A 13,904-nucleotide genomic window follows, 5' to 3' on the forward strand; every position below is an offset into this window, starting at 1 on the left:
CCTTTCAACCCGACCGTCTGTTCCCTTAGAATGGCGGGGTTTTTCTTAATGCATCCTCAGGAGCGGAACCATGAGTAAGTCTGAAAATCTGTATGCTCAGGCACAGCAAGTTATTCCCGGCGGCGTCAACTCGCCGGTACGCGCCTTCACCGGCGTTGGCGGCGTACCGCTCTTTATTGAACGCGCTAACGGCGCTTATCTTTACGACGCCGACGGCAAAGCCTATATCGATTACGTCGGCTCCTGGGGACCGATGGTGTTGGGCCATAACCATCCTGCCATCCGTAACGCGGTTATCGAAGCCGTAGAGCGCGGCCTGAGCTTTGGCGCGCCGACCGAGATGGAAGTCAAAATGGCCGAGCTGGTGACCGAACTGGTACCGACGATGGACATGGTGCGGATGGTGAACTCCGGCACCGAAGCAACAATGAGCGCCATTCGCCTGGCTCGCGGTTTTACCCATCGCGACAAAATTATCAAATTTGAAGGCTGCTACCATGGCCACGCCGATCACCTGCTGGTGAAAGCCGGTTCAGGCGCGCTGACCCTCGGCCAGCCGAATTCACCGGGCGTTCCGGCCGATTTTGCTAAGCACACGCTGACCTGCACCTATAACGATCTGGATTCCGTGCGCGCCGCTTTTGAGCAGTATCCGCATGAAATCGCGTGCATCATCGTCGAGCCGGTCGCGGGCAATATGAACTGCATCCCGCCGCTGCCGGAATTTTTGCCAGGCCTGCGCGCGCTCTGCGACGAATTTGGCGCGCTGCTGATTATCGATGAAGTGATGACCGGCTTCCGCGTGGCGCTGGCTGGCGCGCAGGCGCATTACGGCGTGGTGCCGGATTTAACCTGCCTGGGCAAAATCATCGGCGGTGGAATGCCGGTCGGCGCGTTTGGCGGCCGTCGCGAAGTAATGGAAGCGCTGGCGCCGACGGGGCCGGTTTATCAGGCGGGCACCCTTTCCGGCAACCCGATTGCGATGGCAGCCGGTTTTGCCTGCCTGAGCGAGATTGCGAAGCCCGGCACGCACGCCACGCTGACCGACCTCACCACCCGCCTGGCGGAAGGCCTGCTGCAGGCGGCAGAAGAAACCAACATTCCGCTGGTGGTTAACCACGTTGGCGGCATGTTCGGGCTGTTCTTTACCGCAGCCGACCAGGTCACCAGCTATCAGGACGTGACCCAGTGCGACGTGGAGCGCTTTAAGAAGTTCTTCCACCTGATGCTGGAAGAAGGCGTTTACCTCGCCCCTTCCGCTTTTGAAGCGGGCTTTATGTCGCTGGCGCACAGCCAGGAAGATATTCAGCGCACGGTGGACGCCGCACGCCGCAGCTTCGCTAAGCTGGCGTAACGGTAGTCGGGCAGCGCACCAGGCGCTGCCCTTTCCTTCACACCTTCCGCAGCAGATAAACGAAGTAAGGCGCGCCGATAAAGGTCGCCAGCAGTCCCGCCGGCACCTGCGCCGGAAAGGCCACCATCCGTCCGCACCAGTCCGCTATCATCATCAGACCGCCGCCAAGCAGACTGGCGATAAGCAGCTGCGGCAGCGCCCGCCGGAAACCCAGCATCCTTGCGATATGCGGCGCCATCAGCCCGACAAAGCTCAGCGGCCCGATGGTCAGCGTGGCCGCCGCCGTCAGCGCGGCCGCCAGCAGCAGCAGCGCCATCCGCGAGGTTTTCAGCGCCACGCCCAGAGAGCGGGCCGTTTCGCCGCCTAACGGCAACAGCGTCAGCCAGCGACGGCACAGCGGCGTCAGCGCCAGCAGCACGGCCGCCACGATTATCGTCCTGATCGCCTGCTCGCCGCTCACGCTATAGGTCGAGCCGGAGATCCACGTCATCAGCCCGGCCATACGCGGATCGCCGCTGGCCATCAGCAGCAGCAGCAGGGTGGCAAAGGCGGTACTCAGCGCCATGCCCGCCAGCAGCATACGTTCGGGCGAAAAGCCGCCGCGCCCGCCCACAAAGGTAATAATCAGCAGCGTGATTGCCGCGCCCAGGCTGCCCGCAGGCAGCAGCCAGCCGAAGGCGTCGCCGGGCACCAGAAACAACATAATCACCACGCCAAAGGCGGCGCCGGAGCTGATGCCCAGCACTTCCGGGCTGGCCATCGGATTGCCGGTCAGGCGCTGCACCAGGCAGCCAGCCGCGCCCAGCATCATGCCCGTCGCCAGCGCCGCCGCCAGTCTCGGCATTCGCCAGGGCAACAATTGCTGCCACAGTTCGCCGCTTGCCCACGTCCAGCCGTCAGCGCCGCGCCCGAAGCTGAGCGCCACGGCGCCCAGCGCCAACAGCAGCGCCACGCCGCCCAGACACCACAACAGCAGGCCGTGGCGCTCGACCGGCACGCGATCGCCCCGATCCAGCGCGGGCGGCGCGGAAGCGGTACGCAGGCGCGGCAGTAACCACAGCAGCAGCGGTGCGCCAATAATCGCGGTTGCCGTACCGGTCGAAATTTCCTGCCAGCGATCGGTCAGCCAGATCACGCTCTGATCGGCCAGCCACAGCAGCAACATGCCGATAAACGGCGCCAGCAGCATCCGGCTGAGCAGCCGTCTTGCACCCAGCATTTTTGCCAGCAGCGGCGCAAAAAGGCCGATAAAGCCGATCACGCCCGCCGCGTTTACCAGCTGCGCGCTGAGCACGATAGCCAGCGCCAGCACGCTTAAGCGGGCCAGCGACAGCCCCAGCCCCAGATTCTTCGCCACGCCGTCGTCCAGCCCCATCAGCGTCATCGGCCTGCGCAACAGCAGCGCCAGCACAAAGCCCGTCAGCAGCTTCGGCCACAGGAATTCGACGTTGCCCCAGTCCATCTGGTTCAGCGAGCCGGTTCCCCATAAAAAGATATTCTGCAGCCTGTCGTGATTAAACAGGCCGATAAGCTGATTGACCGCGCCACAATAGAGCGACATCACCAGGCCGGCCAGGATCAGCGTCACCGGAGAAAGCCGCTTCCCCCAGGCGATGCCAAACACAATCAGCCCGATGGCCAGCGCGCCGAGCATAGCGGCAAACTGCTGGCCAAATAGCGGCAGGCTCCAGAGCGCGGCAATGGTCAGGCCAAGCTGCGCGCCGGTGGCGACCCCAAGCGTGGTTGGCTCTGCTAATGGATTGCGCAGCACCTGCTGGAAGAGCAGGCCCACCAGCCCCAGCCCGGCGCCCACCAGCAGCGACAGCGCCAGCCTCGGCAGCAGGCTGTAGTGAAACACCATCTGGCTGACGCTTTCGGGACTGGCGGCTTTTATCGCGCTGAACCACAGCGACGGCGCAAGATGCTGGCTGAAGTTATAGCCGGTCAGGCCCAGCGCCAGCGCGAACAGCAGCGTTAATAAGAACACGGGAAAACGCACGGAGTTTTTCATAGTGTCTCCAGCGCCCGATCCAGCGACTGGCAAAAGCGCATCGCAGAGAGCGTTGCGCCATAGAACCAGACCTGCGGCACGCGGCGAAAGCGCTGCTGCCGAACAAAATCCATCGCCTGCCAGAGCGGCGTCGCGCTGACCTGCTGCATTAAATTATCGTCTCCGTGCGCAAAACAGATCGCCTCCACCCCTTGCAGCGTCGCCAGCCTTTCCAGCCCGATCACCGCGCTTCCCCAGAAATTGGTTTCGCCCTGCCAGGCGTTTTCCAGCCCCAGCTCGTTCATCACTTCCAGAAACAGGCTGCCCTTGCCAAAAACCAGCGCATGACGCGCATCCAGCAGCGACATCAGCAGCACCGGACGCCGCTTTCGACCGGCAACGCGCTTTCTGGCGGCGGCGATAAAGGCGTCGAACTGTGCCAGATGGCGCTGCGCCTGCGGCACGCGATCAAGACGGTCGGCCAGCTGCATCAGCGACTGCCGCGCCACGGTCAGCGGTTTGCCGCTGGCGTCGTTGAAGGCGAAGCCCATCGCGGGCGCGATTTTCTCAAATTTGTCGTTGGATGGCCCATAGCCGGAAGAGTAAAGAATGAGCGAAGGCCGCATCTGCATCATCAGCTCAAGATTGGGTTCGGTGCGCAGGCCCAGATCCACCGTTGAGGCAGGCAGCTTTGGCTCGCCGACCCAAAGCTGGTAGTTATACATTTCGGCTACGCCCATCGGCGCGACGCCAAGCGCCAGCAGCAGTTCCGTCGGCAGCCACTCCAGCGACACAATGCGCGCTGCGTCAATGCCCGACGCGGCACGGCTGCCGAAGGCGGGCAGCAAAGGCGCAAGCGCCATCGCCATCAGCAGGCGGCGGCGATAAAAATCCGGCATGGAGATTCCTTTAGTAAACAAAACTTACCGGCGTGCCGCCGTCCGGGTGCGGCAGAATGCCCATTGGGATACCGTAAATGGCCTGGAGCACCTCCGGCTGCATGATCGCGCCGGCATCACCCTGCGCAATCATCCCGCCGTTGCGTAAGGCGACCAGGTGGTCACAGTAGCGGGCGGCCATATTGATATCGTGCAGCACGGCGATCACGGTCAGCCCCCGCTCATGGCTGAGCCGCTGGATAAGCGCCAGCACCTCGACCTGATGAGCGATATCCAGCGCGGAAGTCGGTTCATCCAGCAGCAGGCAGCGGCTGTTCTGCGCCACCAGCATCGCAATCCAGGCGCGCTGGCGCTCGCCGCCGGAGAGGCTGTCCACCAGACGCGAGGCGAAAGGTTTCAGGCCCACCAGCGCAATGGCTTCATCGACGCGATCGCGATCTTCGCTGCCGAAGCGGCCCAGCGCGCCGTGCCAGGGATAGCGCCCCATCGAGACCAGCTCCCGCACCGTCATGCCCTCGGCGGCGGGAAGCTGCTGCGGCAGATAGGCGACCTCACGGGCAAAGCGCTTAGCGGGCCACTGCGCCAGCGCTTTATCATTGAGCCGCACTTCGCCGCCGGTCGCGGCGTGATGGCGCCCCAACAGCTTTAACAGCGTGGATTTGCCGGAGCCATTATGCCCAATCAGCCCGCAGACTTTTCCGGCGGGAAAGGTCAGCGACAGCGGCTGGAGCAGGATGCGGCCCGGAACGGCAAATGAAGTTTGATGCAGCGAGAAGGTGCTGTCGGTCAGGTGCGGAGAATGCATAACAATTTTCTGCCTGACGGGCGCGGCGAACCGCGCCCGGTTTGGTTAGAAACGGAAAGTGGCGGTGCCGACGATCTGACGTTCGGCGCCCCAGTAGCAGGCGTAGTCGCGATAGCAGCTGGCGACATAATCCCGATCGAAGAGGTTGTTGACGTTGACGCCAATCGACGAGCCTGGCAGACCAAAACGCCCCAGATCGTACTTCACCACGGCATCGACGGTGGTGTACGCCGCCACGTTGAAGTTCTGATTAGTATCAGGGCCGGTGCTGTACAGGCCTTTGCTCTCACCGACATAGCGTACGCCGCTTCCCACGGTCAGGCCGGAAAGCGCCGTTTCGTGGAAGGTATAATCGGCCCACAGCGACGCCATATGTTTCGGCACCTGCACCGGCGTTCTGCCTTTCAGCTGCGTATCGTGCGTATATTCCGCGTCGGTATAGGTGTAAGAGGCGATAACGTTAACGTTGGCATTGACCGCCGCCTTCGCTTCCAGCTCGACGCCGCGCGAACGGATTTCGCCGCTTTGCACGCTGAAATTGGCGAACTCAGAATCGGGATTCGCCGTCAGGTTTTTCGTTTTAGTCAGCTGATAGAGCGCGCCGGTGATGACGATCGGACGGTCCTTCGGCACGTATTTTACGCCGGCCTCGTACTGCTTAGCGCGTGACGGATCGAACGGCTGCCCTTCAGCGGAGGTTCCGGCAGTCGGAATAAAGGATTCGCTGTAGCTGAAATAAGGCGCCACGCCGTTATCAAAGACATAGTTCAGGCCGCCGCGCCAGGTGAAGGCCTGGTCGTGGTTTTTCGCCAGCGCATTAGCGTCGCGGTTAAACGCCGAGGTCATCGCGTAATCGTAGCGCGCGCCCAGCGTCATGACCCAGCGGTCCCACTCCATCTGATCCTGCGCGTACAGGCCGGTCTGCTCCTGCTTGTTCAGATAGTGATACGGGAAGGTGATCGTGGTGCTGTCGTTGCCGTACTGCGGATCCAGCGCGCTCAGCGGGGAAGCGGTACCGAATCCGGCGTTGATATCGTTGCGGGTACGTTGATAGTCGACGCCCAGCAGCAGCGTATGATCCAGCGCGCCCGTAGCGAATTTCGCCTGCGCCTGGCTATCGACGGCAAACTGGTTCAGCTCTTCTTCAGAACCGGCGTAAGCGCGGGTAATGGCACTGCTGGCGCTGTCGAAACCGTTGCCGTAAATGCTGCGATAGTCGGTGCGCAGATCGGCGTAGCGCAGGTTTTGCCGCACGGTCCAGGTATCGTTAAAGCTGTGCGAGAAGTTATAGCCCACCATTTTGGTGTTGCGGGAGATCTTGTTGCTCGCCTCGCCTTCGTCAAAATCGGTGCCCAACTTGTGCTGCCGGCCGTTGGCATCGACGATCGGCACCACGGTGCCCTGACGCGGCAGCCAGCCGTAGTAGCCCGTTTCCGGCTCGTTCTGGAAATAGGTTAACAGCGTGAAGTTGGTGTTGGCGTCGGGCTGCCAGCTGAAGGACGGCGCCACGGTATAGCGCTTCTCTTTCTGCATATCCTGCTGCGCGTCCTGACTGCGCGCCAGGCCGGTCAGGCGCCAGGAGTAAACGCCGCCGTCATCCAGCGCGCCGCCGAAATCAAAGCCGGTGGAAAACAGGTTATCCGACCCCATCTGAAACTGCACTTCGCGCAGCGTTTCCGTGGTCGGACGCTTGCTGACCAGCGCCACTACGCCGCCCGGGTTGCTCTTGCCGTAAAGCACGGATGCCGGCCCGCGCAGCAGCTCCGCGCGCTCCAGAAAATAAGGATCGATAGCGAATTCGGAGTAGTTATCGCCCTGGAGCTTCAGGCCGTCCAGATACTGATTGGTGTTGGTTTCGCTGAAGCCGCGGATGGACAGCGCGTCGATAACCTGCGAGCTGCCGCGGTTGCCGGTCATTACGCCGGGCGCATAGTTAAAGGCTTCCTTAACCGTGCTGACGTTGCGCATCTCGATTTCGTCGCTGGTCACCACCGAAACGGACTGCGGATTTTTTTCAATCGGCGTATCGGTTTTGGTACCGGTGGCGCTGCGTTTAGCGGCGATGGTCGGTGCCGGGCCCCAGGCGTTTTCGCTGGCGGCATCGGCGTTGGCGCTGACGGTAATAGTCTGTTCGCTGGCGGCGAAAGCAGAGGAGGAAAGCGCGACGGCAACAAGGCAGGCCAGTCGGCTTACCGGCAAAGCGGATGATTTCAAAGATGAAATAGCCATTTAGCGTTCTCTGATGAAAAGTAGAATGTAAACGAGAATTATTATTATAACGACAGGATAATAGGCGAATTACCGGCGCTTTCGCAAGAAAAAATCGGGCGCTTTTAGCGCGAATCCGGCGGAGTTCAGGCCAGCATAAAGCAGGGAAAATAAAGCCGTTGTCATGCCGTCGCGCTGAAAAGCCTCTTTTTGCCGGTTTAGTTTTTCTGCTGCCGCCGCCAAAAAGGCAAAAAAAAGCCGGCTCGTTAAGAACCGGCTTTACACCTGTTTTCAGTTATTTACCGAACATATCCTTGATCCAACCCGCCACGCCATCCGCATCCTTCTGCTCGTTTTGCGGCTGTTGAGCAGGCTGCTGCTCCTGCTGCATTTGCTGCTGTTGCATTTGCTGCTGCTGGATTTGCTGCTGCTGCTGCTGACAGAGTGCGTCGGCATCGGTGGTCCAGACCGGCAGCGTCCGCCAGCTGCTGCTGCCCGTGCCGCAGACAAAGTTACCGGCTGAATCCACGTTCATCGGCGCGATATCTTCCGGCGGCGTCGGCATCAGCGGCATCGGCGCCTGGTTGTCCAGATAGCGACGGTAGATCTGCATCGCGCCGCTGGCACCGTACAGTTTGGTACTCTGGTTATTGTCGCGGCCAATCCAGGTGATCGCCACTTCTTTGCCGTCCACGCCCGCGAACCAGCTGTCGATCAGGTTGTTGGTGGTGCCGGTTTTCGCCGCCAGGTGCGCCTTCGGATAGCGCGAACCTAACGCACGGGCCGTACCCTCTTGCGCGACCTGCTGCATCGCGTAAAGCGTCAGGTAGGCGGCCTGGGCCGGAATGGTGCGCTCCGCCTGCGGGAAGCTCTGATAAAGCACGGTGCCGTCTTCGGCAATGACCGAACGCAGCGCGGAAAGCTGCGCGCGATCGCCGCCGCTGGCGATAGTCTGGAACGCCTGCGCCACTTCGACCGGCGTCAGGTTCAGCGCGCCCAGCAGCATAGCCGGCACCGGCTGGAGTTCAGCCTTCGGCACGCCGAGTTTGCTCCAGGTATCCACCACCTGCGGCAGGCCCAGCGTCATGCCCAGGTTCACCGTTGGCACGTTCATGGAGTGCGCCAGCGCATCTACCAGCATCACCTGACCGCTGAAGCGGCGGTCATCATTCTGCGGCTTCCAGACCTGACCGTTTGGTTGCTTCAGCGCGATCGGATTATCGGCAATCCAGGTATTCAGGCGATAGCTATCCGGCTGGCTCAGCGCGGTCAGATAGGTGGCTGGCTTAGCCAGAGAACCAATCGACCGGCGCGCCTGTAGCGCACGGTTATAGCCCGCAAACTGCGGATCGGCACCGCCAACCATGGCGCGAACTTCGCCGCTGAAGCGATCGACGATCACCATCGCGGTTTCCAGATCCTTCAGGTTGCGCTGTTTACGCAGCGTCGGCATCCCTTCTTCCACAGCTTTTTCTGCCGCATCCTGCGAAACAGAATCCAGCGTGGTGAAAATTTTCACGCCGGAAAGATCTTTGATCTTATCGCCCAGCTTCGCCTGTAGCTCGTTGCGCACCATCTGCATAAACGCAGGCTGTGGCGTGATCACGCCGCCTTTCGGCTGTACGCCAAGCGGACGGGCGCTGAGCATGTCATAAAGTTCCTGGTCGATCACTTTCTGCTGCTGCAGCAGACGCAGCACCAGGTTGCGGCGCTCCAGCGCCAGCTTCGGATTGCGCCACGGGTTATAGAGCGACGCGCCCTTCACCATGCCCACCAGCAGCGCCTGCTGATCCAGGCTCAGCTCGTCCACCGGACGGCCAAAGTAGTAGAGGCTCGCCAGCGGGAAGCCGCGGATCTGATCGTTGCCCGCCTGGCCCAGATAAACCTCATTCAGGTAAAGCTCCAGAATGCGATCTTTGCTGTAGCGCGCGTCCATAATCAGCGCCATATAGGCTTCGTTAGCCTTGCGCCACAGCGAACGTTTGTTGGTCAGGAAGAGGTTTTTCACCAGCTGCTGGGTCAGCGTACTGCCGCCCTGCACCGCTTTTCCTGCCGTGATATTCGCCAGGAAGGCGCGGCCGATAGAGTACAGGCTGATGCCGTCGTGCTCGTAGAAATGGCGGTCTTCGGTAGCCACCAGCGTATCGACCAGCAGATCCGGGAAGCCCGCACGCGGCACAAACAGGCGCTGCTCGCCGTTTGGTGATTGCAGCATAGTGATCAAACGAGGGTCGAGACGGAAGAAGCCGAAGTCGCGGCCGCTGTCGAGGTTTTTGATCTCGGTCAGCGAGTCGTTGTCAAAGCTCAGCCGCGCGCGGATTTGCCCTTCCTTGCTGTCCGGGAAGTCAAACGGGCGGCGGATCATCTCAATGCTGTTGCCCTGCACGGTAAACTCGCCAGGCCGCGTCATGCGCGTCACCTCGCGGTACTGCGTGCCTTCGAGCAGCGCGATCATCTCTTTTTTATTGTAGGCCATGCCCGGCTCAAGATTGACCATGCGGCCATACACCGTGGCGGGCAGCTGCCAGACTTTGCCGTCGATACGGCTGCGGATCTGCGAATCCAGGTACACCCCGTAGACCGCCATCAGTACAATAAATACCAGCAGCAGCTTAATCATTAAGCTCAGCCAGCCTCTTTTACGCGGCGGCCGTCCTTTTCCTTTACGTGGCACGGGTACTTTCTCCTCGTTATTATGGTCATCATCCTGAAAATCAATATTATCGACTTCCCTGCGGCGACCCCGGCCCGCCTTTTTGCGCGGGGGGTTGGGCTGTTTACCTTTACGCCCAATAGGTTCGCGATCGTCTGACATTCGTTTCTTTTCTCCAGAGCCGCCGTCGGCGGGCCGACTATGCACTGACATCAACTACGGTGGAACGGGAACCTTCTGAAACCCGATCAGGAAGGTGCGGAATACTTTTTGGTGCGCCGCGTCGGCAGCGCGCTGGCCGGATCGTCGGGCCAGAGATGTTTGGGATAGCGCCCTTTCATCTCTTTTTGCACCTCACGCCAGGCTCCCTGCCAGAAGCCCGCCAGATCGCGCGTGATCTGCAGCGGCCTTTGCGCAGGCGAGAGCAGCTCCAGCACCAGCGGAATGCGCCCTTCGGCCACGCTGGGATTTTGCGCTTCGCCGAACATCTCCTGTAGCCGCACGGCCAGCGCGGGCGGCTTCTCTTCATCGTAGCGGATCGGCAGCCGGCTTCCGGTGGGCACAGTGTAATGAGTTGGCAGCACAGTATCCAGCTGCTGGCGCTGTGACCATGTGAGCAATTGTAATAGCGCGTTGACGCAGTCGATCTGTTTTAACCCTTTTGCATCGCGCACGCCGCTCATCATCGGCAGCAGCCACTTTTCCAGCGTGGCGAGCAGATCGGCCTCGCTGGCGGCGGGCCATGCCTGTTCCGGCAGCCACTGCGCGGCGCAGACCAGCCGCACACGCAGCTGCTCGGCGGCGGGCGTCCAGTTCAGCACCGACAGCCCTTTGCTGCGGATCCAGCGCAGCATCGCCGGGTGCAGCACCGCTTCGTCAGGCTTGCTCAGCGGCTGGGATTTCAGCACCAGCTCGCCAATCTGTTCGCGACGCCAGGCGGAAAGCGTGCCGCGCTCGTCGTGCCATTCAACCTCTACCCGCTGCCCGACAAGCTGCGGCCGCTCGGCGATCAGCGTTTCTATCGTCAGCGGCAGCGCCTGGAGAATGCGCGCGTCCGGCTGCGCGCTGCCCTGTAATAGCGCGGGCGCAAGCAGCCATTCATAGCGGATTAACGCCTCTTCGCGATCGAGCATCGCGCCCATGCCGTTAGCCAGCTGATAGCGCCCTTCCATGCCGCGACGGCGAGCGATACGATCGGGAAAAGCGCTCGCCAGCAGCGGCGCGGCCAACGCCGCATCGATCGCGCCGCCGGTCAGGCGCAGCCGCTGCTGCAGCTGTTTCGCTCGTTTCTGCCAGTGGGGCTGGGGACGATGCAGCGCGTCCCGCAGATCGACGCTGCCGCGCGGCGGCTCCTCCAGGATCGCCGCCAGCATCGCCGCCGTGGCGGCGCTGTCCGCATCGTTGCCCGCCTCGACCAGCATCGCGGCCAGGCGCGGCTCGCTGCCGAAAGCGGCCATGCGTCGACCTTTGGCCGTCAGCTGTCCGGCATCGGTGGTGGCACCAAGCTGCGACAGCAGCCGCTGCGCCTGAGCCAGGCTGGCGGCGGGCGGTTTATCCAGCCAGGTGAGCTGCGCTGCGTCGTGGCAGCCCCACTGCAGCAGATCCAGCCACAGCGAGCTTAAATCGCTTTGCAGTATTTCCGCGTCGCTGTGGGCCGCCGCGCGTTCCGCCTGCTCTTTAGGGATCAGATGCAGGCAGATCCCCGGCGCCAGACGACCCGCGCGTCCGGCGCGCTGGATCATCGAAGCCTGGCTGACGCGCTGCGTTTGCAGGCGAGTCAGGCCGGTGCGCGTATCGAACAGCGCCGTCCGCTCCAGCGCGCTGTCCACCACCAGCCGGATGCCTTCGATAGTCAGGCTGGTTTCCGCGATATTGGTCGCCAGCACCACTTTTCGGCGGCCGACAGGCGCAGGAAGGATAGCTTTACGCTGCTCCGCCAGCGGCAGCGCGCCATATAAAGGACAAAGATCGACATCGCTGGCGACCAGTGGCGCCAGCTGCGTCTGCACCCGCTGGATTTCGCCCACGCCGGGCAGAAACAGCAGCAGCGAGCCAGGCTCGTCGCGCAGCAGCTCGCTGACCTGCCGCGCCACCGCCTCTTCAAACCGCTGGCTGGTGGACAGAGATGCGTAGCGCCGCTCAACGGGAAAAGAGCGGCCTTCAGAGCGGACAGATGGCGCATCCGGCAGCAGCGCCTGCAGGCGAGCGTTGTCCAGCGTGGCCGACATCAGCAGAATTTTCAGATCTTCACGCAGCCCCTGCTGCACGTCCAGCAGCAGCGCCAGCGCCAGATCGGCCTGCAGGCTGCGCTCGTGAAACTCATCCAGGATCACCAGCGAGACGCCTTCCAGCATCGGATCCTGCTGTAGCATCCGCGTCAGGATGCCTTCCGTAATCACCTCCAGCCGCGTGGACGGCCCGCTGCGGCTTTCCGCCCGCATCCGGTAGCCCACGGTCTGTCCTGGCGCTTCGCCAAGCTGCTCCGCCAGCCGCTGCGCCACGTTGCGCGCCGCCAGCCTGCGCGGCTCCAGCAGCAAAATACGCCCGCTGACCTGCTGCAAAAGCTGCAGCGGCAGCCATGTCGATTTTCCCGCGCCGGTCGGCGCCGCCAGCAGCACCTGCGGCGCATCCCGCAGGGCCGCCAACAGCTCGGGTAATACAGCGCTGACTGGTAATGAACTCACGTCTCTGCTCCTGGCCTTAAGTTGCCGGGCATTGTAGCATTCCTGCTTCTGGAATACCGGAGGGCACCATGAACGAGCAAAAAAGACTGTTTTTCGGTATCGCGCTACCGGCCAGCAGCAGTCAGGAGGTTATTGCGTGGCGCGCCGCCACCTTTGCCGAAGAGACCGGCCGTCCGATAGCGGCAGCTAACCTGCATCTTACGCTGGCCTTTTTAGGCGATGTCGGCGCGGAAAAGCAGCGTGCGCTCCAACAAATGGCCGGACGTATCAGGCAGTCGCCGTTTACCCTGACGCTGGACGACGCCGGTCACTGGCCGCGTTCCGGCGTGGTCTGGCTGGGGCCGAAGCAGGCGCCGCGCGGACTGCTGCAGCTGGCCGGACTGTTACGCTCGCAGGCCGCGCGCAGCGGCTGTTATCAAAGTCCTCTGCCCTTTCATCCGCATGTCACATTATTCCGCAATGCTCTCCAGCCGGTCGCGCTGCCGCCGCGTAATTTCAGCTGGCAGTTTCGCGTGGAGCGTTTTGCGCTCTTCGAGTCGCTGTTCAGCCAGGGCCGCACGCGCTATCGGGCGCTGGCAAGCTGGGAACTGCAACAGGAAAGTTTATGAATTTTACGCCGCCGCTGCGCCAGGCCACGCTGGTCAAACGTTATAAGCGCTTTCTGGCCGATGTCATTACGCCAGACGGCACCGAACTGACGCTGCATTGCGCCAATACCGGCGCAATGACCGGCTGTGCGACGCCAGGTGATACGGTGTGGTACTCCACGTCGGACAGCCTGACCAGAAAGTATCCGCACAGCTGGGAACTGACACAAACCCAGCAGGGACACTGGATCTGCGTAAATACGCTGCGCGCCAATATGCTGGTAAAAGAAGCGCTGCTGGCCGGGCAGATTCCGGAATTATCCGGTTATGCGGATTTACAAAGTGAAGTGAAATATGGCGCTGAAAAAAGCCGTATTGATTTCCTGTTAAAGGCAGAGGATCGCGTCAACTGCTATATTGAAGTCAAATCCGTGACGCTCTTACAACAGGGTAAGGGTTACTTTCCGGATGCGGTTACCGAGCGTGGCCAGAAGCATCTGCGCGAACTGGCGAAGATTGCGGAAAACGGCGAGCGCGCGGTGCTTTTATTTGCCGTTCTGCATTCGGGGATTGAGGACGTCACCCCGGCGCGTCACATTGATGCACGCTACGCAGAACTCATGGTTCAGGCGCGCGCAAGCGGGGTCGAGGTGCTTGCCTGTAAAGCGAGCCTCTCGCCTGAAGGTCTGGTCGTAGAGAGGAAACTGATTGTGAATGCGTAATT

The 13,904-nt window shown here is 61.7% G+C and carries 9 protein-coding genes; 3 read left to right on the forward strand and 6 right to left on the reverse strand.

Annotated elements, in window-relative coordinates; translation table 11 throughout:
* The first annotated feature begins 70 nt into the window (after nt 1-70).
* The gene (hemL, locus tag ACA373_RS12205) at nt 71-1,354 is read left to right on the forward strand and encodes a glutamate-1-semialdehyde 2,1-aminomutase (RefSeq protein WP_253455203.1); all 1,284 of its coding nucleotides are present in this window, start codon (nt 71-73) and stop codon (nt 1,352-1,354) included.
* Nucleotides 1,355-1,391: 37 nt separating this feature from the next.
* Here the strand turns inward: hemL and fhuB are convergent, their stop codons facing one another.
* From fhuB to hrpB, 6 genes are all read right to left on the reverse strand, one after another.
* The gene (fhuB, locus tag ACA373_RS12210; RefSeq protein WP_370734555.1) at nt 1,392-3,365 is read right to left on the reverse strand and encodes a Fe(3+)-hydroxamate ABC transporter permease FhuB; all 1,974 of its coding nucleotides are present in this window, start codon (nt 3,363-3,365) and stop codon (nt 1,392-1,394) included.
* Nucleotides 3,362-4,243, reverse strand: a complete 882-nt coding sequence (gene fhuD, locus ACA373_RS12215; protein WP_370734556.1) for a Fe(3+)-hydroxamate ABC transporter substrate-binding protein FhuD — start codon at nt 4,241-4,243, stop codon at nt 3,362-3,364. The genes fhuB and fhuD overlap by 4 nt, the downstream gene beginning before the upstream one ends.
* A gap of 10 nt (nt 4,244-4,253) precedes the next feature.
* Nucleotides 4,254-5,048 (reverse strand): Fe3+-hydroxamate ABC transporter ATP-binding protein FhuC, encoded by a 795-nt coding sequence (fhuC, locus tag ACA373_RS12220; RefSeq protein ID WP_253455206.1) that lies wholly within the window; start codon nt 5,046-5,048, stop codon nt 4,254-4,256.
* A gap of 45 nt (nt 5,049-5,093) precedes the next feature.
* Nucleotides 5,094-7,277, reverse strand: coding sequence for a ferrichrome porin FhuA (gene fhuA, locus ACA373_RS12225; RefSeq protein WP_301730682.1), 2,184 nt, complete (start codon nt 7,275-7,277; stop codon nt 5,094-5,096).
* Nucleotides 7,278-7,551: 274 nt separating this feature from the next.
* Nucleotides 7,552-10,071: a bifunctional glycosyl transferase/transpeptidase gene (mrcB, locus tag ACA373_RS12230; protein WP_301251380.1), complete on the reverse strand. Its 2,520-nt coding sequence runs from the start codon at nt 10,069-10,071 to the stop codon at nt 7,552-7,554.
* 86 nt (nt 10,072-10,157) lie between these two features.
* Nucleotides 10,158-12,593, reverse strand: coding sequence for an ATP-dependent helicase HrpB (gene hrpB / locus ACA373_RS12235; RefSeq protein ID WP_301251381.1), 2,436 nt, complete (start codon nt 12,591-12,593; stop codon nt 10,158-10,160).
* Between the two features lie 68 nt (nt 12,594-12,661).
* Between hrpB and thpR the strand changes: the two genes are divergently transcribed.
* The gene (gene thpR, locus ACA373_RS12240) at nt 12,662-13,201 is read left to right on the forward strand and encodes an RNA 2',3'-cyclic phosphodiesterase (RefSeq protein ID WP_253455210.1); all 540 of its coding nucleotides are present in this window, start codon (nt 12,662-12,664) and stop codon (nt 13,199-13,201) included.
* On the forward strand, nt 13,198-13,902 hold the full coding sequence (gene sfsA, locus ACA373_RS12245; RefSeq protein ID WP_253455211.1) for a DNA/RNA nuclease SfsA: 705 nt from the start codon (nt 13,198-13,200) through the stop codon (nt 13,900-13,902). Before thpR ends, sfsA begins: the two co-directional genes overlap by 4 nt.
* The last annotated feature ends 2 nt before the right edge of the window (nt 13,903-13,904 follow it).

This window comes from Erwinia sp. STN24 (assembly GCF_041320675.1).
GTDB classification, from domain to species: domain Bacteria; phylum Pseudomonadota; class Gammaproteobacteria; order Enterobacterales; family Enterobacteriaceae; genus Erwinia; species Erwinia aeris.

Coding starts and splice junctions, on each gene's coding strand:
- sfsA (WP_253455211.1), top strand. CDS start 13,198: ATGAATTTTACGCCGCCGCTGCGCCAGGCCACGCTGGTCAAACGTTAT.
- fhuD (WP_370734556.1), bottom strand. CDS start 4,243: ATGCCGGATTTTTATCGCCGCCGCCTGCTGATGGCGATGGCGCTTGCG.
- thpR (WP_253455210.1), top strand. CDS start 12,662: ATGAACGAGCAAAAAAGACTGTTTTTCGGTATCGCGCTACCGGCCAGC.
- fhuA (WP_301730682.1), bottom strand. CDS start 7,277: ATGGCTATTTCATCTTTGAAATCATCCGCTTTGCCGGTAAGCCGACTG.
- fhuB (WP_370734555.1), bottom strand. CDS start 3,365: ATGAAAAACTCCGTGCGTTTTCCCGTGTTCTTATTAACGCTGCTGTTC.
- mrcB (WP_301251380.1), bottom strand. CDS start 10,071: ATGTCAGACGATCGCGAACCTATTGGGCGTAAAGGTAAACAGCCCAAC.
- fhuC (WP_253455206.1), bottom strand. CDS start 5,048: ATGCATTCTCCGCACCTGACCGACAGCACCTTCTCGCTGCATCAAACT.
- hemL (WP_253455203.1), top strand. CDS start 71: ATGAGTAAGTCTGAAAATCTGTATGCTCAGGCACAGCAAGTTATTCCC.